17 protein-coding genes and 1 pseudogene are annotated in these 22441 nt (G+C 59.5%); 6 read left to right on the top strand and 12 right to left on the bottom strand.

Annotated features, from left to right (window positions below; translation table 11 throughout):
* Positions 1-5 precede the first annotated feature (5 nt).
* The 10 genes from BBJ41_RS08350 to BBJ41_RS08395 form a co-directional block, all read right to left on the bottom strand.
* Positions 6-848 (bottom strand): NAD-dependent epimerase/dehydratase family protein, encoded by an 843-nt coding sequence (locus BBJ41_RS08350; protein WP_069746110.1) that lies wholly within the window; start codon positions 846-848, stop codon positions 6-8.
* Positions 845-1780: a WcbI family polysaccharide biosynthesis putative acetyltransferase gene (locus BBJ41_RS08355; RefSeq protein ID WP_167362195.1), complete on the bottom strand. Its 936-nt coding sequence runs from the start codon at positions 1778-1780 to the stop codon at positions 845-847. The genes BBJ41_RS08350 and BBJ41_RS08355 overlap by 4 nt, the downstream gene beginning before the upstream one ends.
* 17 nt (positions 1781-1797) lie before the next feature.
* Positions 1798-3594, bottom strand: coding sequence for a DUF4214 domain-containing protein (locus BBJ41_RS08360; protein ID WP_069746111.1), 1797 nt, complete (start codon positions 3592-3594; stop codon positions 1798-1800).
* Complete coding sequence (locus BBJ41_RS08365; RefSeq protein WP_069747634.1) at positions 3591-4442, bottom strand: capsular biosynthesis protein; 852 nt, start codon at positions 4440-4442, stop codon at positions 3591-3593. The genes BBJ41_RS08360 and BBJ41_RS08365 overlap by 4 nt, the downstream gene beginning before the upstream one ends.
* A gap of 99 nt (positions 4443-4541) precedes the next feature.
* The gene (locus BBJ41_RS08370) at positions 4542-5864 is read right to left on the bottom strand and encodes a sulfotransferase family 2 domain-containing protein (protein WP_069746112.1); all 1323 of its coding nucleotides are present in this window, start codon (positions 5862-5864) and stop codon (positions 4542-4544) included.
* Between the two features lie 21 nt (positions 5865-5885).
* Positions 5886-7409, bottom strand: a complete 1524-nt coding sequence (locus tag BBJ41_RS08375) for a glycosyltransferase family 4 protein (RefSeq protein WP_069746113.1) — start codon at positions 7407-7409, stop codon at positions 5886-5888.
* Between the two features lie 32 nt (positions 7410-7441).
* Complete coding sequence (locus BBJ41_RS08380) at positions 7442-8098, bottom strand: ABC transporter ATP-binding protein (RefSeq protein ID WP_069746114.1); 657 nt, start codon at positions 8096-8098, stop codon at positions 7442-7444.
* Positions 8095-8877 (bottom strand): ABC transporter permease, encoded by a 783-nt coding sequence (locus BBJ41_RS08385; protein WP_059675579.1) that lies wholly within the window; start codon positions 8875-8877, stop codon positions 8095-8097. Before BBJ41_RS08385 ends, BBJ41_RS08380 begins: the two co-directional genes overlap by 4 nt.
* Before the next feature lie 6 nt (positions 8878-8883).
* Entirely contained in the window at positions 8884-10431 is a 1548-nt protein-coding gene (locus BBJ41_RS08390) for a KpsE/RkpR family capsule polysaccharide export protein (RefSeq protein WP_069746115.1), read from the bottom strand.
* An 81-nt stretch (positions 10432-10512) separates the two neighbouring features.
* Positions 10513-11676: a polysaccharide biosynthesis/export family protein gene (locus tag BBJ41_RS08395; RefSeq protein WP_069746116.1), complete on the bottom strand. Its 1164-nt coding sequence runs from the start codon at positions 11674-11676 to the stop codon at positions 10513-10515.
* Positions 11677-11852: 176 nt separating this feature from the next.
* Between BBJ41_RS08395 and BBJ41_RS08400 the strand changes: the two genes are divergently transcribed.
* The 4 genes and pseudogenes from BBJ41_RS08400 to BBJ41_RS08415 all read left to right on the top strand — a co-directional run bounded on the left by BBJ41_RS08400 (position 11853) and on the right by BBJ41_RS08415 (position 17866).
* A complete protein-coding gene (locus tag BBJ41_RS08400; RefSeq protein WP_069746117.1) occupies positions 11853-13004 on the top strand; it encodes a glycosyltransferase family 4 protein in 1152 nt (383 codons plus the stop codon).
* Positions 13005-15019, top strand: a pseudogene (locus tag BBJ41_RS08405) (capsular polysaccharide biosynthesis protein).
* 406 nt (positions 15020-15425) lie between these two features.
* Positions 15426-16853 (top strand): mannose-1-phosphate guanylyltransferase/mannose-6-phosphate isomerase, encoded by a 1428-nt coding sequence (locus BBJ41_RS08410; RefSeq protein WP_069746118.1) that lies wholly within the window; start codon positions 15426-15428, stop codon positions 16851-16853.
* A 200-nt stretch (positions 16854-17053) separates the two neighbouring features.
* Positions 17054-17866 carry a mechanosensitive ion channel family protein gene (locus BBJ41_RS08415; RefSeq protein ID WP_069746119.1) on the top strand — a complete coding sequence of 271 codons (813 nt, stop codon included), beginning with the start codon at positions 17054-17056 and terminating at the stop codon, positions 17864-17866.
* Positions 17867-17951: 85 nt separating this feature from the next.
* Here BBJ41_RS08415 and BBJ41_RS08420 read toward each other — a convergent pair whose 3' ends face one another.
* A complete protein-coding gene (locus BBJ41_RS08420; protein WP_069746120.1) occupies positions 17952-18635 on the bottom strand; it encodes a DedA family protein in 684 nt (227 codons plus the stop codon).
* 181 nt (positions 18636-18816) lie between these two features.
* On the opposite strand from BBJ41_RS08420, the gene mutL reads away from it, so the two are divergent.
* Positions 18817-20805: a DNA mismatch repair endonuclease MutL gene (mutL, locus tag BBJ41_RS08425; RefSeq protein WP_069746121.1), complete on the top strand. Its 1989-nt coding sequence runs from the start codon at positions 18817-18819 to the stop codon at positions 20803-20805.
* Positions 20802-21776 carry a tRNA (adenosine(37)-N6)-dimethylallyltransferase MiaA gene (miaA, locus tag BBJ41_RS08430; RefSeq protein ID WP_069746122.1) on the top strand — a complete coding sequence of 325 codons (975 nt, stop codon included), beginning with the start codon at positions 20802-20804 and terminating at the stop codon, positions 21774-21776. Before mutL ends, miaA begins: the two co-directional genes overlap by 4 nt.
* A 21-nt stretch (positions 21777-21797) precedes the next feature.
* Here miaA and tetR read toward each other — a convergent pair whose 3' ends face one another.
* Positions 21798-22430 (bottom strand): tetracycline resistance transcriptional repressor TetR, encoded by a 633-nt coding sequence (gene tetR / locus BBJ41_RS08435; protein WP_069746123.1) that lies wholly within the window; start codon positions 22428-22430, stop codon positions 21798-21800.
* Between the last annotated feature and the right edge of the window lie 11 nt (positions 22431-22441).

Genomic DNA, 22441 nt, shown 5'->3' on the forward strand with positions numbered 1-22441 from the left:
CACCGTTAATTAGACAATTCAAGATTAATCGCTTCACCAAGACTGCAAGGGCGCCGCCCCAACAGCCTCTCGAAACGCGCAGAACTTACATTGATGATGCGAGGTCGATTTGCGAAGAAATCAGCCTCGGGTTCGCTGAACTCATATTCCAGCTCCGGCACCGCCAGATCTCGGACCTTTTCGACGAAATCCTCTCGGGCAACCAGTTCCGGCCCGACGAAATTGATCACTCGTTCGTCGACCGTATCCCATCGCTCGATCAGGGAAACGATTCCCTCCACGACGTCGCCCAAATACACGACACAGCGCGAAAACGGCCTGAATATGTCAGCCCGTTTCCCTTCTTTCGCGCAACCGAGCAAGTACTGCGTGAACCGGTCACGAAGCGAGAATACGTAGGAAAGTCGAATCACCTTGACGGCAGCATTCCCTTCAAGCTCCGCCTCCACCTGACGCTTCATCGCACCATAAACACCGGCCGGCGTCAGTTCCGCATCTTCGCCCAGCGACTGTTCGCTGGCGCCATAAACCGTATCGCTCGAGAAGAAAATGACGCGAGCACCGCGAGCCACTACGCCATGGATCAACGCCAGGGTTCCCGTCACGTTCACCTGGAATGCCGTCTCATAGTCCTTTGCGCACGCGTCCGGAGACGATATGGCCGCAGCGACTGCAACGACATCCCCCGCGCTCACTTGCTCATACGGAAAAGTCTCGGCGCGGGCCAACGAGAAAACAATGTCGGCACCATCGCGCGTCGACGTTCCCAGCGTTCTCCAGCGCCGGCTGCACGCATCGTGCAATGTCTTGCCGATGTACCCCGTGCTGCCCACAAGAAATACCTTCATGATTCAAAAGCCCTGCGCAGTGCCGTGCGAACCCATCCACGATTCGCGACGACACGATCAAAGAAGGCAGACACCTCATCCTTCGACGAGCGCCCAAACCAGTCGAACTGTTCCAGAAGATACGGTTCGTAGGCCTTCTTTTTGTAAAGCACCTGGTACTCGTTCATTCTGTTCAATTCCGAGAAATCGAAGCAATCTCGGTATATCGGGTACAAGGATATTTTGGTGACATCCAAGGGATCAAGACCCTGATCGAAGCTGATATCCGAGTACGTATAGCCCATCGCCAACATGCATCGCGTTGCGATTTCTCGCATCAGCGTCGCGGTCGGGTGATTCATCGTGTAGAACAACCGCTTCTGACGATAATTGGCCAGGATGAAATCAGTGACAGAAATGTCGATCTGCTTTCCGCCGTCGTTCTCACCGACTTCTCGCGACTTCAGTTCGTCAACACACCAGTTTTCAATTTCGTCGATATCGAGGCGCAGTGACGCGCCAATCTCTTCGAGGTGTCGGAGGTAGGTATCCGTGTCGACATCCATGACGACGGCCCCCGCAATCAACGCATCGACATAGCCTTCCGGATGGGGTGGCAGGCCGTACGGCGAATTAACGGTGGGATGATAGCCTTCCCAATGCATGTATTGCACCGACAACGCGACACTACCCGGCGACATACTGTTTCTGAGGAATACGGACGAGAATTTCTCTCCCCGATACCCCTCCGAGACAGGTTGATAGAGAAATAGATCGAGCTTCGGTATCGTTTCCGCAAGATGGCGATCGATCTGCTCTTCGCTGGCGACAAAGCACGGCTCCATCTCCACCAGTTCCCAGTCACGGACGAATGCCGGGCAACTGTTCAGCACCTTGGCTAACGCCGGCGCCTGACATGAGCCGTACACCGAATATTTCTTTCGTTGTGCCATCAACCGATCTCCGTACGTTAAGCGACCTGAGCGTCTGCCCAGCGCATGAGGCTGACGTAGTCGCTGCTTTTCCGAATGTCGCCGAAGCGCTCCGCAAACTCGGTAGAACGGAGCATGGCCAAAATCATTTCCTTCCTCGATAGCGTTTCCGACGCCAACTTCTCGGCGTAGTCGCGAAGGCCGGCGAGATCAGGATCGCGACACAGCAGCTTCTTGTACCCGATATACGCGAAGTGCTCGCTGATCGGGCACTTCAGCTTTGTCCAGAACGAGGTGTCCAGCACCGGAGCCGATGCAGTCGAATACAACGACAACCCGTCCGCCTCCAACTCGGCATCCTGAACATCGCTTGCCGACAACTCGAGAAGGCTGTCAACCAACGGCCGATAGGGCTGGGTCAGGAAGGACAGGTAGTGATGTCGCGCATCCCCGGGAATCAGGGAAAGCGCCTGCGACGACGCATGGGAAACGAAGCCGTCCAGCACGCCCCAGATGGATTGGGTCTTCGAGTAGTTTTCGGGATGCCGTGTATCGATGGTCGCTCCGGAAACACCCAGGGGCCGCAATGCATCGAAATTCCGCTGCTGGAAAGCCTTCAAATACTCGCGATTCTCAAAGACAAACTCGAACAGTTCCCGCGCATAACGGGCGCAATCGTACTCCAGTGCTGCCGCGCGGCCTTGCAGGCCCACTTCTCGACGTTCGGCAACACCGTTCAGGAGACGTTCGAATACGCGCTGAAGTTCGTTGAAATCAGCCGTACTATGCACTTTATATGCGACGTCGTCACTCAAATCAGCATAACAACCCGTGTCGTAGCAGATCACCGGCTTGCCAGCTGCGAGCTGTTCGATCAGCGACCCCGACTGTCCCTCGGTATTGGGCTGCCGGAGGTTGACGAACACGTCGGCCTCAACCTGAAGCGCATACAGTTCGGTATCGCTGACTGAACCGCGAAACTCGACGCAATGACCAAGATCGCCGTCAGCGCACAGGCGTCGCAGATACTGATCGTATTCGGGTGAAGCACCGCCGCAAAGGATAAGTCGCGCTTCCTTCTTCAGGCGCTCCGAATGACCGAAGACGCGCAGGACCCGGTCGATGCACTTGCTCGGCGACATATGGCCGAACGCTGCAAAAACGACCTTGCCACCCGCCTTTTCGCGAACCTTGTAGAAGGTGTCGATCACCTCTTCGGAAGGTACACGTTTGAGATCGTACGGATTCCGTGACCTCAGAATCGGACCGGCGAAGTGCGGCTTCAGCTGGCTTTCAAAAAACTTCGAATGCACCACACACGCCGAGGCGAGCCCGGAAAAGACTTCGAACATCGGGAACGAAGCCACCGACGGCGAATCCCAGCCGCCGCGCACACCTCCTGCATAGCTCAGCGCGCTGGAATGACAGGCTCGCACGCCATCCTTGCCATATAACGCGGCAAGCAGCCAATAGTACAGGTCGGGCTTTTGCTTGCGATTGAAGAGGTCGTTGACGATCCCGTGCTGCATCACGAAATCGTGTAGCACGACGATACCCGGCAACTTCTTCAGGCACTGGAAGATCGAGTAGTGATTCTCTTCGTTGTTGCCCAGGTTATAAATCACCGCATCGAATTCGCGGGCGACCGACTCCATGTCCATATCACTGTCAATGATACGAACGTCGACGTCTTCAACCTCATACGGCTGGTGTACGGCGTGCCATTGATAGAAGACCGTGACGTCGAAGTAGTCTTTCAGACATTCGACGACAGCCTTCGACATGAAGCCAGGGCCGCATGCCGCATGAAACGGAGTAAAAAATGCAAGCTTCATTGCAGTGCGTCCATCAAAATTTTGTCCGGGCTGTAACGCCTCATCTGATGAAGGTGCAGACTTTCGCCGAACGCCTCCGGCGGCAGCACCCCGCTCGCGAACATCCCGGCAATCTGGCCAACGAAATCGACATCATCGGTTTCAAACCCGGTCACTTCATTCACGAAGTAGCGCTCGTCGATCGACGAGCGGTAGAACACGACGGGTCGCAACAGTGCCGCCGCCAGAGACAGACGCTGAAAACTGAGTCGCGCATCCAGTCCGATTCCCGCATACAACAGGCTACGGGACAATGCCACCTCAAAAGCATCAAACTCCCGGACGACCTTCGGTTTCAACACGACACGCTCACCGATTCCGACCATGCGCTCGCAGACCTGCCTGTTGGCGGAAAACACCAGCAATTCTTCGATGCCGGGCTGCCCCAAAGCATCAAGACAAGCAATCAGTTCGTCATCCGTCATGTCGACATTGCCGACTTCCACTGCGATCATGCGACCATATTCGCCGGGCAGTTCGCCAACCTTGCTGGTCAACGGGAACGGCAGTACCTCGATCCGCTCCACGCGTGTAGCAAGTTCACTCTTCGCAATGGTGTCGTTCACAAATACCCGCTCACCACGGAGCGACCCGACGTTCATTGCGCCCGCAAAAAGGTGTTTGAATCGAATGAACACGCTCGGCGCTTCCTTTGCCGCGCCCATGCCCGATTCGTTGAGCCAGTAGACAATCTTCTCCGAATCGGACGGTCGATAATGCGCGGTCAGGGAAATGACCGACTCGTTCGATCGAATCGACCGCTCAGCGGCGTGAGCATTTTTCGCCTCATTGAGCGACAGGATGCGCACGCGGCGGCCACCGACCGTTATGCGACCGGCAAGATAGGAGGCCACTGCCTCGGAACCCTCAACATCCTGGTCTATCACGATTTTTATCATTTCTTTTACCTAAACGCTGTAAGACTGCAAGCGCAATAGAAGCACGCCGACGTCGCGCGTCCCATCTTCCGCCCGCACAAGCGGAGTAGCCAATTTCATCGTGTGCAACATCCTGCCGGCAAACGTGGCGCCAACGGGAAAAACGAGGCGCAGACGTTGGACCGAGCCCTCCGTGCTGAAGGCGTGCTGCACAGCCGACATGTCGTTTAAAGTGAAGTGCCCCGGCGTCAGTGCCTCATGCGATACGCTATCGATATAGTCGACCTCGATCACAACGTGGCTGTCACGCCCTGCGCGAAGCGGAATCTCCCACACGGCCCGAGGTTCCAACCCTGTCCAACGCCCGAGAACATCCGTGCCGCATGGCAGCCGGGTGGATTCGAGGAAATGCAAACCGCGGGCGCCGACTGCGGTCGTCATGTCGAACACGTGGAAATCGCCAGCATTGCCAATGTCGCGCGTGTCCTTGTCGGCAAGATACTCAAAGGCGCACTCGACAAGCCTCTGGTAGCTCACGTCGAAACGGCGATTGAATTCCTTGACTGCAAATTCGTACAACTCGATATCCATCAAGTTGTAATCGCGCAGGATGCCGGCTTCTTCAGACGTGGTATTGTAGCCGCTGCTAAACGAAGTTTTCTTCGGATTTCGATTAGTCAGCAGCGTCTCGCTCCGCTCCCATGGGCGAATACCAAGCGTATGCGCAAGAATCAACAAAGAACGGTCGAATTGTTCGGTCAGACCGAAGAAATGGAAATACTCGACAAGGTTGCGCTTGGCCTCTGCGACGAGCGCAGCGTCATAGTATCCACGCTCCTTCTTCCAATCGGCACGAGGCGCAAGGTAGCGCGTCATCATGTTTTGCGCGCTATCGGAAATCACCAGATTATCCGAACTCACGAACTCGCACAGCGACATCTCGGACGCCATCTTCAGCGCGTCAATCACATCCGGGTTGGTCTCATTGCGTCCGACCCAGGCATCCGCATAACGCGAAGAATCATGCCAGTTGTGGTATTGCGAAATACAGCGCTGCACCGGATCACGGAGAAAAGTCAAGCGCGTTGCATCACCGAAATGTCGGCGCAACGCATCAAAACTGAAATGCCCGACAAAGAGTCCGTAGCGACGCGCTTCATCGGCCATCGCCTCGTCGAGTTCGTAATCCAACGCCGCATTGCATACCTCGTCGTCACGATAGAGCGTACGGAGTATCTGGTTGAACGACGATCCCGCTGTTTTAGGAATGTGATGAAACACCATCTGGCCCGACAGCCGCTCCCGACTGCGAGCCGTGCCACGAAACGAATAATCTACAGTGCGCTCACGCATATGCCATTGCCTTCTCGAACCTCAAGGGGCCGAACCAACGCTTTGTATAAACTCGTCCCAACGAGGCGAAATGGCCTCAGCCGTGTAGCGGGCCGAAATTCGCTTCGCGCATTGACGGTACTCGGCAAATGTGTCCGCAGCGTTGCGCAACGCAATTGCCTCTCGTATTCCGCCAACAATTGATTCGACAGAATAAGGGTTGAAGTAGATGCAGGCATCTTCATAGACCTCCCGATGCACCGGGATATCGGATGCAGCAACGACACCACCACTCATCATCGATTCCACGCCGGAATAATCAAAACCTTCCGCGTAACTCGGACAAACCGTCACGGTCGCGTGCTTGTAGAGGTCTCGCAAATCCGAGGCCGCTACGTTACTCAGCAAGAACAACTCCCCCTTCTCGACCCACGGCACTATCGCGTCAACGAATTCAGCGTAGTCCCATCCGAGATCTCCGACCAGGACGAGCTTCAACGTTTCGTTGTGCCGGGATCGAAGCAATTCCCAGGCGGCAACGAGCGAAGCATGATTTTTCCGTGGCTCGACCGTTGATACCATCAGCAGGTATTCGAAATCCTGCTGATCGGAAACCAATCGATTTCGCGTAAAAACGTCGACCTGACCACTACTGAGCGCCTTGTATTTCTTCGCAAGCGGCCGAAACAAGCGAGAAGACACGATATCCTTGACCAACGCCCTAGGAGAATCGACTTCGTTATATATCGGCGAGACGGTATTATGAATAACAACCGCACGATCCTCGACTTCCGGAAATACCTTCAACAGGTCACTTCTGGTCGCAGCCGAGACACACGCAAAATAGGCACCCGAGCGAACATTGCGCGCGAGTGCATCGTAGTGAGCCCCATGATGAAAAGCCCGATCTTTGATCGTATGCGGAAGAAAAATCGGTATCGCATCGTGATACCTTACAATTAATTTTGTATTATAAGATAAAACACCCGGGAATGGGGTTTGCGAAATAAACACATCGAAATCCCGGGTTTCTATTTTTTTGAATCGCTTGACCGACAGCAATCCGGACATTGAAATCTTGAGACGATGCAGCGTCGCCATTGCAAGCGGCAATATACGATATTGCGCAGCCAGAACGTGAGGGCGATCGTCAACCGGAAGGGTTTTTGCGAAAAAGCGGCGCCAGACAAAGTCTTCAAATTCCGTCGGAGCGAAAAATCCAAGCTTCTCGGAAGAGCCAAAAATAACGGATACTCGCAGCGAAATTCCGCGGATCACGGTATTAATGGCGCGCGAAATTACTCCAGCAACCCCTCTACGCCCATCGTCGGTAAATGACACAACGATCTTCGACATCGCACGAATCTGAGCAGCAGGGCGGCCCGACTCTTCGGCATGCACCATCTTCGCCGTAATATCGCGGCCACCCTGCTGGAGCAAGCCAGTCACGGCCATCTTTTTCAGGCCCAGCAGCGTACGAAACAGCAAGCGCGTTTCCTGCGGAATACCCGAATACCCGTCAAGCGCGGGTCGAAGCTCAACCAATACACGCACTTTGTTCTTCATCGCAACTCTTCTTTGCCGGCAGATTTGCCGCTTTATACGCGCTGCATTTCTCGATAAAAATGATATGCCTCATCCATTTCCGGGAACTCATACAGCTTCCCTCTATGCAGGACCGTTGCCCTCTGGCAGTTAGCCCTGATGAATCCCGGATCATGAGAAACAAAAATCATTGCTCTTGAATTGCGTTTCTCGAACAATTCCACATGGCATTTCTGACGAAAGCGCTCATCCCCGACAGCCGTGACTTCGTCGATGAGGAAACAATCAAAATCCACTGCCATCGAAATAGCAAAGGCAAGCTTGGCCCGCATCCCCGCCGAATATGTTTTGACCGGCTCATTAAGGTATCGTCCAAGCTCGGTGAATTCGTGCACAAAAGGGAGCTTGTCCTCGACCGAGACATCATAGATCCGGCATATAAATCGCAGGTTATCGATACCCGTGAGCGACGTCTGGAATGCACCGCCAAATGCCAGAGGCCATGAAACGCTCATCCCTCTGTGTACGCGCCCCGAGGTCGGCCTCTCAGCCCCACTGATGATACGAATCAGCGTTGACTTCCCCGCTCCATTTCCTCCGAGAATGCCGATCTTTTCTCCACTTGCTATATCAACGTCAACGCCATCAAGAACCGTACGCGGCCCGGATTTTGTCTGATACGTTTTCCTGACCTGGGAAAGTCGAATCATTCTGGCGTGACCTCACGCCCCACGTCGCGAACCAACGCAAGACCAATCAGCGACATGGCCAGGCAAGAGCAAGCCATATACCCGATATCATAATGCGCTGCGACGAGACTACCGAAGTAGCCCTCGCGAAGCATTTCGACTCCGTGCACCATGGGCAACCACAGGACGATTTTTTGAAATGCCGGCGAAAGCCAGTCCACCATGAAGATGGCGCCCGATAGCGGAAACATCAGATAGGTAACCGGATGCCAAAGCTTCTCGATGAGTTCCGTTTTCTCGCTCAATGCCCCGATGATAAAACCCAGCGATGCGCCAAACCAGATAATCATGACCCATGCAAACATCACCTCGAGAATATCTTCGGGGTAGTTAACAAGACCCAGCGCATGAAACGTAATCATCAGCACAAAAAAGGATGCGGTATTACCAACCACTTCCAACAAAATACGAGCAATGAAGATGTCAATGACTTTGACATTTCGGTGATACATCAGCGCCAAATTCGGCGTGACCGCCATGCTGCATCGCCCCGGCATGTTTCTCCAGAGCAGAACCGTCGAATATCCGGTCAGAGCAAACGCCGAAATCGGGAGATTCGATCCGTGAGTTGCTCCTGTCGCATTCCAGAGGATGGTAATCCCGACCGTAAAAATCATCGGCTCGACAAACAGCCATAAGAATCCGATGTTGTGACGTCCATACCTAGTCAGCACTTCCCGCATCAGCAACGCGAATATCACTCTTCGCTGAACCGCCAACGATCGGCCGAAATTTGCCATGGTGCGTTATTCCTGATGTTCCCGAATACCCGCCACCAGCATGCTCAACACGCCCCAGGCCGCGAGCCCGAGAATGAAGCAGGCGAAGATGTTACGGGCACGCTTGGGCTCCATTGCCACGTCCGGCTCGTTCGGTTCCGCCACCCGCTCCAAATAGATTTGCTTTCGTTCCGCATCTGCCCTGGCTTGCTCCAATGAAGTCAGCGCCGAGGCAAGCAGCTTCTCCCCGAACGACTGCTCCAAAGCCAGCCGCTGATACTCGACAGAACGATCCGACAACGAATTTTTCTCTCCGGCCACTCCGCCTTTTTCGCTTGCAATCGATGCTTCCAATGCACCAATGGATGCGGTCAGGCTCGGAATCTGGGGATTCTGCGGGCTGAGCATGCGCAATTGCGTCAGTTGCGCCTGCTTGGCGATGAGCTCGCTCCGCAACTTCGCAATGAGTTCCAGCTGGATATTGGATTGTCGATCCGGATCGAACAGGCTAGCCTTGCTCCGGAATTTCGACAGTGCAATCGACGCAGCCTTGACTTTGGTTTCCGCCCCCGCAACCTCCGCCAGAGCGTAACGGAGCGAGTCTTGACGTGAGCGATCGTTCAGCTCGTTGACCCGCTTCTCCGCCATTTCAAGCAGATTCTTGTTGATCTGATATGCGTCTTTCGATGTATAGGCTTGAACGCGCAGCGTAGTTACCGCAGTTGCAGTCCCTGCGTCGACGGCAACATGATTCTTGAAGTATCGATAGAAATACTCAAATCCGTCGCGCCCGATTATCCCCGGGAATCGACTGAAAATATCGGCATAGCGGCCGCCAAATGCATCTTTGAGAGGCATTTTCTTCTCGAGAACGACGAGTGCGTCTCGCGACTTTATGTAATCCTGGACGACACTGGAGTCGTCACTGGTCTTCGACAGGGAAACGCCTTGAAGCAGCGCCCCCAAACCCGGTTCGCTCGATCGCTTTGGTGTGCGCAGGATAAATTGCGATTCGGAGATGTAGACATCCGAAGCAATCAAGCCATAGTAGATGGTAGCAATCGCAGTCGGGAGCACAACCGTCGCCAGAAACAGCGGAGTCAGCTTCAGCCGCCCGATTGTCCATACGCGCCAGAACCATGGCGATTCCTGCGCGGGAACATCGAAACTCTCCATTGCCACACGTTTCGGCAATGCGGAATTGGGACCGTCAACCAGATCCGCCGCATCAACAGGTTGAGGCGATGACGCGGGCCGCAATTCGTCGACGGAAATGGCCGATGCACGCGCGTCGGTCAGCAGATATCTCAAGACGAGCTGACGATGCTCAAGGTCGGTACCTTCAAATGCCGATTGAATACGTAGGCGCACTTGGCCGTCGCCAGTCTCGAGCAGGAAACGCCACGTGTTGAATACATATCCCAGAGCAGTCGGCGTATCCACCGCTGGCGAACAGTCCGAGTAACGCTCCCTGGCACGAGCAAGCGCCGCTTGCGGGTTCGAAACAGCAATGACCGATTCCAGCATCGGCAAGTCATTACCCGAAAAGAAGTCAGCGAATGCAACGCCATTCATAGTGTTACTCGATCACCACCTGAAACAACGAACACATGCCCTTACCGTCGGCAACGGCAACCATCACCTGCAGCGCCGCAATCAGTACCTGACTGTCTGAACACCGGTAATCACCGGATACGCCACGGAGAACACAACATTCAAGAATTTTTGAAGCTCGGCAATCGGGGCGTTCGAGACATACAACAGATCGCTGTTGTCAACCATGAAGCTTTGTGCCACGAAAAACGAATTCGGATCGCGAAGGTTCACGCGATACACGACAGGCACCTTTCCGTCTGCCGTCGTACGCACAGGAGTCGTCGGCCATTTCAGCGCCTTGGCATCTTCAAGCCGGAAGATGAACACACCTTGTGCATCGGCACGGGAATCCTGCAAGCCGCCAGCGCGCGCAAGGGCTTGCGCAAGCGTAATCCCCTTCGCTTCGAAATTGATTTCGTCATTTTTGCCCGTCGCGCCGAGCACCGTGAAGCTATACGGCTGAAACAATACGGTGACCACATCGCCCGCATGCAGCGGAACGTTCTGCCGCGGATCACGGATAACCATGTCGAGCGGCAACGAGGCCACCGTCTTGCCGCGGGTAACCTGGATCGTAACTTTGTCGACCGGGTGTTTCGCACCGCCCGCACTCGCCAGCGCATCAAGGAGGCGCTCCCCCCGAGCAGTCAGCGCCATGCGGGAGTTTTCCGTCACATCGCCCACAACCGTCACATACGATGTCTCGTTGCGCGCGAGCTTCACCAGTACTTGCGGATCGTGCGCCATGCCTTTCAGCCGCGCTGCAATTTCACGCGCCAACTGAGCCGGCGAGCGACCGACTGCCTTGATCTGTCCTGCAAACGGGACATTGACATTGCCGTCGCCATCGATAGCCTGATCAGGGAGCACCGTCACGCGCGCGTTCGCCGGCCCCGCACTCCCCTCCGACTGAGCCGCACCAAAAAGCGTGGCGGGCGGGGCCTCCCAAATCGACACTTGAATCGTGTCGCCGACGCCCAACTGCTGCCGAAACGATGCACCGCCGCCCAGCGCAGTCACGAAGTCCGCCGTATTTCGATCAGCAAACAGCTGACGCGCGACATCCTCCGTCACATCGACGACCTGAATCCCGGATGGGCTCTCCGACGCCCGAGCGATTTGTGCGCCACTGGCTCCCGACGTAGGAATACTTGAACAACCGGCAAGCGTGACCGCGCCCATGACACACGCGATCAAAAACATTTTGCAGAATGGACGCGACATTATTTATAGTTGCTGAACCTATGAGCTCGCGCATTGTCGCATAACTTCCGGTAGACTGAGCGCCCGCGATAAAATTTACCCAAGCAAGCTGGCGCACCAAAAAACGCGCCTATTGTCAACGCGCGCCCCGAATCAGCGCATCCTTAATTAACCATCGCACGCCCCGAAGTTCGCGCTTGTCAACCATCTACCTAGACGTCACGCGTCTCGTTACCCGCCTTTACCAGGGTCTGCTGCCGACAGGAGTAGACCGCGTCGGGCTGGAGTACATTCGGCACTACGGCAGCCGAGCGCGCGCGGTACTCAGCGAGCGTGGCTTTTTCGTCACTTTGACGGAAAAAGATTCGGCGCTTATTTTCGAGTGGCTTACGTCATCGGTACGTAACAAAAATGCGATACGCAGCCTCATTGCGCGCACTTGCCTGAAATCAAGCTACAACGCAAGAATTCAAAATGGCGCGCTGTTGCACACAAGCCACAGCGGAATGGAATTCCCGCGCTATTACAAAAAATTAGCAAGCCGCAGTATTAAATCCGTATTTCTTATCCACGATCTAATCCCGCTGACTCATGCCGAATATACTCGGCCAGGAGTCGAACACACGCACCGGCGGCGAATTCATACGGCACTGGCGTACGCCAGCGGCCTCATCACCAATTCCAGATCGACGCTGGAGTCGCTCGCGGCAGAAGCGGCCCGGACAACGTTGCCACTGCCACCGTGCACGATCGCGCACCTCGCTTCGGGCGTTGAGCCGCAGCCACCTCGCCAGCGCCTGCTCGATGCCCCCTACTTCGTGATGCTCGGCACAATCGAGCCGCGCAAAAATCACTGGTTCATCCTGCATGTCTGGCGGCGTCTGATCGAGCAGCTAGGGGCCGCCGCACCGAAACTGGTCGTGATCGGGCGTCGGGGTTGGGAATGCGAGAATGTGATCGACATGCTGGAACGTTGCGCAAGCCTGCCCGGCACCGTAATTGAAGAGGCCAACTGCTCCGACGAGCGTCTTTACGCCTGGTTGCAGCATGCGCGCGCACTTCTCTTCCCTTCGTTTGTCGAGGGTTACGGGATGCCGCTTGTCGAAGCGCTGGGGCACGGCGTGCCCGTGCTTGCAAGCAACCTGGACGTGTTTCGGGAAGTCGCAGCGGAAATCCCCGATTACCTCGATCCGCTCGACGGTCCGGGCTGGGCTGCCAGCATCCGCAATTACGCACGAGTCGACAGTCCCGAACGCACGGCGCAACTCGCCCGAATCGAGCACTTCCGCGAGCCGACGTGGGCCGACCACTTCGAACGCGTCGATGCTTTTCTCGACACGTTGCACTAAATGACCCGCCCAACGGCATCGCGTCTGAACTGGTCGGATATCGTACCGAGTCCGGTTGGCATCGCACGCAGGCAGCGACCAAGACACTCGTCGGACAACGGCCGTGAGTACATTTGGATAGACCGGAAAATCGGACGAATCGCATTGAGCGTCGCGCGCGCATGCGGCGCCCAGACTCATGCAGCATTGCCCGGCCCGATCTGGGCGGAAGTACCGGCCGGGACGCCGCTGCTCTCATGGTTCGTCGTACCGGTCACCCGTGTCGGACCGGATGCATTCGTTCAAGCGCTCGATACGGCACTTGAGCAAGACCGCGCGGCGGGGACTGCGGCGGCCGTCGGTGAGTTGATGAAGCGCGTCCTCCTCAATCACGCCATACGAGGCCGCGACGGCGTGTCCGAATTCCGTGCGCCACCTCGACAGCCCGACGAAATCCGAGTACTGCTGATCGATGAGCGCCAATATTCACAAGGGATCGGCGCGATTGCGACGAGCAACAACCGTAGCGCGTTCGAGCGGATGATCCGTGCTGCGCGTACCGCTCATCCAGGTGCCAAGTTTTGGCTTGCCCGCACCAGAGACAGTGGCTCCGGCATTTGGCTATCGACGTCCGCGGCCGACATCCTCCCCCCGACATGCAGCACCTCGGTGAGCACGAATCGTTATGCGCTGCGCTGGAGCACGTCGACCACGTCTACACCGTGAGCGCCTCCGAGGGAATGCAGGCACTGCTGGCCGGGACACGAGTCCATGCATTCGGTGCGCCATACTATGCCGGCTGGGGCCTAACCGACGATGCCGTTCGGCTGCCTGGCCGCAACGCGCGCCCCACACTCGCGGCATTGTTCGACGTCGTCTTTCTGCGCTTTGCTCGCTACCTGAATCCCGTCACGCATGCACCCGGTCGCGTGGACGATCTACTCGACGCCATCGAATTGCAAAACGGCGTTCGCCGTCGATTCTCCGATCTGCAGCAGGTGGCCGGCGTACGCTTCCAATGGTGGAAACGTCCGTTTGCAACGCCCTACCTCACGGCCGGCGGCGGAACACTGAGGTGGACTCGCCAGGCCAGTCATCTGCGAGAAGGTGAGCACGCCGCATTCTGGGGTGCACGCAGCACGAACGACTTGCCGCCCGGCAGACGGCTCATCCGCATCGAAGATGGATTTCTGCATTCGACCGGCCTCGGCTCGGATCATGTGGCGCCATACAGCCAGGTCATCGATCGAAACGGCCTTTATTTCGATCCTGGCCAGCCGAGCGATCTCACGACCATTCTGAACGAAACAAACTTCGACGAGGCCGAGCTCGTCCGGGCGAACGCGCTGCGCCGCGAAATCGCCCGCCTGGGCCTGACCAAGTACAACCTTGGTCGCCGCAAACCGGCATGGTCCGCTCCCCTCGGCAAGTGCGTCGTACTCGTACCCGGTCAGGTAGCAGACGATGCCTCCATCCGGCTCGGTACGCGCGGCATTACGACCGCGGAAGATCTTCTTCGCGAAGTTCGCGCCAGACGTCCTGACGCCTTCATCGTCTACAAGCCTCATCCGGATGTGCTGTCGGGTAATCGTCGAGGCGCGATCGAGGTCGATGCGTGCGCCGACCTGATCGAACAGGATTCCGACCTGATCTCGCTGATAGAAATCGCCGACGAGATCCACACGCTTTCATCACTGTCAGGCTTCGACGCCCTGATCCGCGGAAAAACCGTGCATACGTATGGTCTGCCCTTCTACGCGGGATGGGGCCTGACACACGATGCACTCGAGCAACCCTGGCGCAAACGCACACTTTCCCTTGATATGCTGGCCGCCGGCGTGTTGCTGCGCTATCCGATCTATTGGGACTGGTCGCTCCGGATGTTTGCGTCGCCCGAGTTCGTTGTCCGGCAACTGGCAACGCCCGCAGCGCGACCGCTGGCGAGAATCCGCGGCGATCGCCTGCGGCCGTTTCGGAAAGCACTCCGCTGGATTGCAAGCTGCCTACGCCATCTCCTCTGGCAATGCGGAAAATAGTGCCGCCGACCCATCGCAAACAACCGCATGAGGATAATCATGACCATGCGGAACCCGTCTGCTCCCGGCCTGATCGGTACCGGCTTGAACACCAAACGACCACGCGATCGTTCGGCGACACGGCCAAAGAACAGGACGGGCCATCGATCCGGGCAGAACGGCCGGCATGGACGTCGCTCGACATAGCGAGCGCGACGTTGCGTGTATCCGCTCGGGCGCGGGGCGATCTGCCGGTCTATGCGACAATCGCCGCGTCACCGCCCAACTGTCCCGCCTATCAAGTACGGACCATGCCGCCTCGCCACTCTCGCGACCCGCGGCGCAATCACAAGATCGACGAAAAGTCGTCGACTTTGCAACGCACGGCAACATGTGCCTCAGTCGGTGAAATCCAGGACCACACACCATGAACATTCATCCGGTCATCCTGTGCGGCGGCAGCGGCTCGCGTCTTTGGCCCATGTCGCGCGGCGGCTATCCCAAGCAGTATCTGAAACTGACCGGCGATAGATCCCTGGTCCAGCAAACCGCGCTCCGCCTGCGCAACATCCCGGACACAACTGCACCTATCGTTGTCACCAACAACGAACAGCGTTTCCTGGTCGCAGAACAACTGCGTCAGGTCAATATCACTCCGTCGTCAATCGTGCTCGAGCCCGTCGGCCGCAATACCGCACCCGCCATTGCAATTGCCGCGTTGCTCGCCATGCACGACTCGCCCGATGCACTACTGCTGGTGCTGCCATCGGACCACGTTATCCTCAACGAGCCGGCGTTCATCACTGCAGCCAGTGAGGCAGCGGTAATCGCGGCAGACAAGCATCTCGTCACCTTCGGTATCACGCCAACGGAAGCGCATACCGGGTTCGGTTATATCCGGCGCGGCCCCGCCCTTGCCGACGGCAGAAAAGCCTTCAAGGTCGATGCATTCGTCGAAAAGCCCGATGCCGCAACCGCCGAGCGTTTTGTCAAGGACAGCGGGTATTACTGGAACAGCGGCATGTTCATGCTGAAGGCATCCACGTACATGGAAGAACTGCATCGCCATGCACCGGAAATTGCCCATCAGGTCGAACTCGCCTTCGCGTCGGCCAAGCACGACCACGATTTTCTCCGTCTCGACGCCAACGCGTTCTCCGCCTGTCCCAATGTCTCGATCGACTACGCCGTAATGGAAAGGACCGAACGTGCGGCCGTCGTCGCAACGACCGATCTGGGCTGGAGCGACATCGGGTCGTGGAGCGCACTTGCGGACATCGCGGACACCGATGCATCGGGTAATGCCTGCGTCGGCGACATATTCACGGACTCCGTCAAGAATTCGTATATCCGCGCGGAACACCGCATGGTTGCCGCCCTCGGCCTCGACAACATCGTGATCGTCGAAACTGCCGACGCCGTGCTGGTCGCACATCGCGACAAGGCCCAGGACGTCAAGAAAATCGTCGAATGGCTGAACGAGTCGGGCCGCCACGAATCGGTCACGCATCGTCGCGTCGTGCGCCCGTGGGGTTCTTATGAAGGCATCGACCAGGGCGACCGCTTCCAGGTCAAACGCATCATCGTGAATCCCGGCGCACAGCTGAGTCTGCAGATGCACCACCACCGCGCCGAACACTGGGTCGTCGTCAAGGGCACGGCGATGGTCACGAACGGTGACAAGGAAATCATGCTGACCGAAAACCAGTCGACCTATATCCCGCTCGGCACGACTCACCGGCTGACGAACCCCGGCAAGATCCCGCTCGAACTGATCGAAGTCCAGTCGGGCTCTTATCTCGGCGAGGACGACATCGTCCGCTTCGAGGATACCTACGGCCGCACGGCGTCGTAAAACGGTAATTCCCGGGTCGCGCGCCGCCACAGCTCTCGATCAAACATCCCCCAACGGGCAGCACGCACACGCGTCCTGCCCGTTTCTCATTACGTCAAGCAACGTCAAGCGGGTTGCCCGCCCCTCCCAGGTCAGGTTATAAAAGCGCCACCCAACCCGGTGCATGCGCCGCCCTTTTCACCCTTGACTTCGGAGAACGCATGATCGATCTCGCCACCGCCCAGCAATTCCTGATGACCCGCGGCCTCGACTTCGGCCTCAACCTCCTCGCCGCGATCGCATTGTGGTTCGTCGGCCGCTGGGCGATCCACATCGCCACCCGCCTGCTCGGCAAGGTCGTCCGCCGCAGCGGCAAGGTCGACCCGACGCTGACCGACTACCTGACCTCCGTCGTCGGCGTGCTGCTGACGGTCCTGCTGATCCTCGCGATCCTGCAGGTCTTCGGCGTGCAAACGACTTCGTTCGCCGCCCTGCTCGCCGGCCTCGGCCTCGCGATCGGCACCGCCTGGGGCGGCCTGCTCGCGCACTTCGCCGCCGGCGTGTTCATGCAGGTGCTGCGCCCGTTCAAGATCGGCGACGTGATCAACGCGGGCGGCGTCACGGGCACGGTGAAGGAACTCGGCCTGTTCGGCACGACGATCATCACGCCCGACAACATCGTGACGATCGTCGGCAACAACAAGATCTTCTCGGACAACATCGCGAACTACAGCGCAACGTCGCACCGTCGCGTCGACCTGACCGCGAAGATCGCGAACGGCGTCGATGCAGTCGACGCGATCAACCGCCTGAAGACGTCGATCCAGCAGATCCCGAACGTGCTGACCAACCCGGCGCCGGACGTCGGCGTGTTCCAGTTCACGCCGGAAGGCCCGCTGCTGTTCGTGCGCCCGTCCACGGCACCTGAAAACTACTGGCAGGTGTACTGCGACACCAACCGCGTGATCCTCGAGACGTTCCGCGACGCGCAATACCCGACACCGGAAACGCCGGTCTCGCATCGCAACGCGTAACAGCGGCACCGGACGAAAAAAAAGCGTGCCAATTCAAATTGCCACGCTTTTTTATTGCAACGAAAAGGAAGAGAAGCGCCCCCGCTCAGCGCCCGCCCGTCTTCTGCGCGTTGTCCGATTGCCGCCCGCGCACGAGCTTCCACACGGCGCCGAGCGCGACCGGCACGATCGCCGCGCCGATCCCGACCAGCACGATCACGTTCAGGTACTGGCGAATGAACGGGATGTTGCCGAAGAAGTAACCGAGCAGCACGAGCAGCAGCACCCACACCAGCGCACCGATCACGTTGAAGAGCTGGAAGCGCGCGACACTCATCGACGACGCGCCCGCGACGAACGGCGCGAACGTGCGCACGACCGGGATGAAGCGCGCGAGCACGATCGTCTTGCCGCCGTGCTTGTCATAGAACGAGTGGGTCTTCTGCAGCGCCGCGCGATCGAGGAAGCGCTCCAGCACCGGGATATGCGTGTTGAACACCTTCGGGCCGACCCAGCGGCCGATCATGTAGTTGACGGTGTTGCCGGAGATCGCCGCGACGAGCAGCAGCACGATCAGCACGCCGACGTTCATTTCGCCCGTCGCCGCGAACGCGCCACCGATGAACAGCAGCGAATCGCCGGGCAGGAACGGGAACACGACGAGCCCCGTCTCGCAGAACACGATCAGGAACAGCACGAGGTAGACCCATGCGCCGTACTGCCGGATGAAATCGCCGAGGAATGCGTCGATATGCAGAACAAGGTTGACGAAATGAAGCAGCGTATCCAAATGCGATTCCTCGAAGGCGAAAGGACGAAAGGGCCGGAACGACCGGAAAAGGCGGAAGCGCCCGCCGGCCAAGGCGTCGAGCGCGACGGAGTCATCATACCGAAACTACCTTAAGGCTCCGTGAAAAAACGTAACGGTCCGCCGCCCCGGCACGCATCCGCCGCCTCGCTATAATTCGGCCATGTCCGATATCACCGAAACGGCCGCGGGCGCCGCGCCCGCCCCTGCTCCGCGCCCGCTGCGCGCGATCCTGCCCCTGCCCGACCAGCTGATCAGCCAGATCGCCGCGGGCGAGGTCGTCGAACGCCCTGCGTCGGTCGTCAAGGAGCTGCTCGAGAACGCGATGGATGCCGGCGCGTCGACGCTGCGCATCGTGCTGGAAGAAGGCGGCGTCAAGCGCATCTCGATCACCGACGACGGCTGCGGGATTCCGCCCGACGAGCTGCCGCTCGCGCTGCTGCGCCACGCAACCAGCAAGATCCGCTCGCTCGAGGAGCTCGAAGCGGTTGCGACGCTCGGGTTCCGTGGCGAAGCGCTCGCCTCGATCGCGTCGGTCGCCGAGATGTCGATCACGAGCCGGACGGCCGACGCCGCGCACGCGATGAAGATCGATGCGCAGACGGGCGTGCTGTCGCCCGCCGCCGGCTCGACCGGCACGACGATCGAGGTGCGCGAGCTGTACTTCAATACGCCCGCGCGGCGCAAGTTCCTGAAAAGCGAGCAGACCGAGTTCGGCCACTGCCTGGAAATGATCCGCCGCGCGGCGCTCGCGCGGCCGGACGTCGCGATCTCGGTGCTGCACAACGGCAAGGCCGTCGAGCACTGGAACGCAACCGAGCCCGCGCAGCGCGTCGCGAAGATCCTCGGCGACAGCTTCGCGACCGCGCACCTACCGCTCGACGAGCAGGCCGGCCCGCTCGCCGTCTACGGTTGCGCAGGCCTGCCGACCGCGAGCCGCGGGCGCGCCGACCAGCAGTATTTCTTCGTCAACGGCCGTTTCGTGCGCGACAAGCTGCTGACGCACGCGGTGCGCGCGGCCTATGAGGACGTGCTGCACGGCGATCGCTACCCGTCGTACGTGCTGTTCCTCGACCTGCCGCCCGAAGCCGTCGACGTGAACGTGCACCCGTCGAAGATCGAAGTGCGCTTCCGCGATTCGCGCTCGATCCACCAGTACGTGTTCCACGCGGTCCAGCGCGCGCTTGCGCGTCACGCAGGCGCATCGCCGGAAACCACCGCGGGCGGCCACGCCGCGCATCTCGAACCCGCGCCGCGCGGCCCAGCGTCGTTCCTGGATACGCCGCTCGGCCAGAGCCCGGGCAACGCTATCGGCAGCAGCGGCTTCTCGTCGCCGTCGTCGTCCGGATCGTCGGCGGGCAACACGTGGATGCGCCAGGCGCGGATGACGCAAGGCACGCTGCCCGTCGCGCAGCCGCTCGCGCTCTACGACGCGCTGTTCGGCCGCAAGGACACGGGCGCCGGCACGCCGGACGGCACGACCGTCGTCGCCCGCGATTCGGCCGATGCGCCGGTCGCGCCGCTGCCGGGCTTTGCCGCGTCGCCGATCGCCGCCACCGCGCACGACGAGCAGCCGCTCGGCTTCGCGCTCGGCCAGATCCACGGCATCTACGTGCTCGCGCAGAACGCGTACGGCCTCGTGATCGTCGACATGCACGCGGCGCACGAGCGGATCCTGTACGAGCAGTTCAAGAACGCGCTCGCCGATCGCACGGTCGCCGTGCAATCGCTGTTGCTGCCGATATCGATGACGGCGACGCCGGTCGAGATCGGCACGGTCGAGGAAGAGCGCGACACGCTCGAATCGCTCGGCTTCGATCTCGCGGTGCTGTCGCCGACGACGCTCGCGATCCGTGCGGTGCCGGCGCTGCTGAAAGATGCCGATTTGCAGTCGCTCGCCCGCGCGGTGCTCGCCGACCTGCATGCGTTCGGCGGCTCGCGCGTGCTCACCGAACGTCAGCACGAACTGCTCGGCACGCTCGCGTGCCACCACGCGGTGCGCGCGAACCGGCGCCTGACGCTCGACGAGATGAACGCGCTGCTGCGCCAGATGGAGGCGACCGAGCGCGCGGACCAGTGCAATCACGGCCGGCCGACCTGGTATCAGCTCACGCTGAACGATCTCGACCGTCTCTTCATGCGCGGGCAATGAGCGCTTCTTCGCAGTCCAGCCCGACGACGATCGCCTGCCTGCTCGGCCCCACCGCCTCCGGCAAGACGGCCGCGGCGCTGGCGCTCGCCGCGCGCCGCCCGATCGAGATCGTCAGCGTCGATTCGGCGCTCGTCTACCGCGACATGGATATCGGCACCGCGAAACCGTCACGCGACGAACGCGCGAGCGTGCCGCACCACCTGATCGACATCATCGACCCGGCCGACGCATATTCGGCGGCCGAATTCCGCGCGGATACGTTGCGCCTGATCGGCGAGATCGTCGCGCGCGGCCATACGCCGCTGCTCGCGGGCGGCACGATGCTGTACTACAAGGCGCTGACGCAAGGGCTCAACGACCTGCCGTCTGCCGATCCGGACGTGCGCGCGAAGCTCGATGCCGACGCCGCGCGCGACGGCTGGCCCGCGCTCCATGCGCGGCTCGCCGAGGTCGATCCCGAAACGGCCGTCCGGCTCGCGCCGAACGATTCGCAGCGAATCCAGCGTGCGCTCGAAATATTCATGCTGAGCGGGCAGCCGATGTCGGCACTGCTCGCCGCGCCGCCGCGCGCGGACGATGCGGCCGCCGCGTACCGCTTCGTACCGGTCGCGCTCGAGCCGTCGGATCGCGCGGTGCTGCACGCTCGGATCGCGCAGCGCTTCGACGCGATGCTCGACGCGGGCTTCATCGACGAAGTCGAACGGCTGCGACGCCGCGAGGATCTTCATCCGGGCCTGCCGTCGATGCGCTGCGTCGGCTACCGTCAGGCGTGGGAATTCCTCGACGGCGACACCGACTACCGGACCATGCGCGACAAGGGCATCTTCGCGACGCGCCAGCTCTGCAAGCGCCAGATCACGTGGCTGCGCGCGATGCCGGAGCGGATCGTCGTCGACTGCATTGCGCCGGACTCGACGGCCCGCGCGCTCGACGCGCTCGAACGCGTGCTCGACGGCCGCACGCCGGACTGAACGCCGCGCGCGTCGGCCGCGTCAGCCTGGCTTGCGCGCCGACAGACGCGCCCGCGCACCATCGACGATCAGCGTGACGCCGCGCTCGAACGCTTCATCACCACCGCGCTCGCGCAGCGCGGCCCAGCCTTTCGCGAGCAGCGGATACGTGGCCGCGTCGGGCAGCGGCGCATCGGCCTCGCCATCAGGCTCCGCCTGCTCTTCCAGCACCCATCCGACCACGAAGCGGCCGATCGCATACATCACGTCGACCGCTTCGTCCGGTGCGAAACCCGCCTCGCCGAGCAGCACGATCTTGCGCTCGATCGAGCCGAAATGCAGGTCGCGCGGCCGCGTGCCGGCGTGCAGGCGTGCCCCGTCGCGGTAAGCCAGCAGCGCGCGGCGGAAACTGCGCGCGTTCTCGACGAGCCACGCATCCCATGCTTCGCCCTCCTGCGGCAGCGACGCGTCGTGGCGCTCGAGCATGATCGCTTCGGCCATCGCGTCGAGCAGCTCGGCCTTGTTCCGGAAATGCCAGTAAAGCGTCGGCGACTGCACGCCGAGCCGCTCGGCGAGCCGGCGCGTCGACAGCCCGTCGATGCCGACCTCGTCGAGCAGTTCGAGCGCCGCGCGCAATACCGTGTCGCGCGTCAACCGCGCACCTGCGTCCTTCATCTCTATCACCG

It is taken from the genome of Burkholderia stabilis (assembly GCF_001742165.1).
GTDB classification, from domain to species: domain Bacteria; phylum Pseudomonadota; class Gammaproteobacteria; order Burkholderiales; family Burkholderiaceae; genus Burkholderia; species Burkholderia stabilis.

Coding starts and splice junctions, on each gene's coding strand:
- BBJ41_RS08375 (WP_069746113.1), bottom strand. CDS start 7,409: ATGAAGAACAAAGTGCGTGTATTGGTTGAGCTTCGACCCGCGCTTGAC.
- BBJ41_RS08370 (WP_069746112.1), bottom strand. CDS start 5,864: ATGCGTGAGCGCACTGTAGATTATTCGTTTCGTGGCACGGCTCGCAGT.
- tetR (WP_069746123.1), bottom strand. CDS start 22,430: ATGAAGGACGCAGGTGCGCGGTTGACGCGCGACACGGTATTGCGCGCG.
- mutL (WP_069746121.1), top strand. CDS start 18,817: ATGTCCGATATCACCGAAACGGCCGCGGGCGCCGCGCCCGCCCCTGCT.
- BBJ41_RS08380 (WP_069746114.1), bottom strand. CDS start 8,098: ATGATTCGACTTTCCCAGGTCAGGAAAACGTATCAGACAAAATCCGGG.
- BBJ41_RS08350 (WP_069746110.1), bottom strand. CDS start 848: ATGAAGGTATTTCTTGTGGGCAGCACGGGGTACATCGGCAAGACATTG.
- miaA (WP_069746122.1), top strand. CDS start 20,802: ATGAGCGCTTCTTCGCAGTCCAGCCCGACGACGATCGCCTGCCTGCTC.
- BBJ41_RS08385 (WP_059675579.1), bottom strand. CDS start 8,877: ATGGCAAATTTCGGCCGATCGTTGGCGGTTCAGCGAAGAGTGATATTC.
- BBJ41_RS08390 (WP_069746115.1), bottom strand. CDS start 10,431: ATGAATGGCGTTGCATTCGCTGACTTCTTTTCGGGTAATGACTTGCCG.
- BBJ41_RS08360 (WP_069746111.1), bottom strand. CDS start 3,594: ATGAAGCTTGCATTTTTTACTCCGTTTCATGCGGCATGCGGCCCTGGC.
- BBJ41_RS08415 (WP_069746119.1), top strand. CDS start 17,054: ATGATCGATCTCGCCACCGCCCAGCAATTCCTGATGACCCGCGGCCTC.
- BBJ41_RS08355 (WP_167362195.1), bottom strand. CDS start 1,780: ATGGCACAACGAAAGAAATATTCGGTGTACGGCTCATGTCAGGCGCCG.
- BBJ41_RS08410 (WP_069746118.1), top strand. CDS start 15,426: ATGAACATTCATCCGGTCATCCTGTGCGGCGGCAGCGGCTCGCGTCTT.
- BBJ41_RS08395 (WP_069746116.1), bottom strand. CDS start 11,676: ATGTCGCGTCCATTCTGCAAAATGTTTTTGATCGCGTGTGTCATGGGC.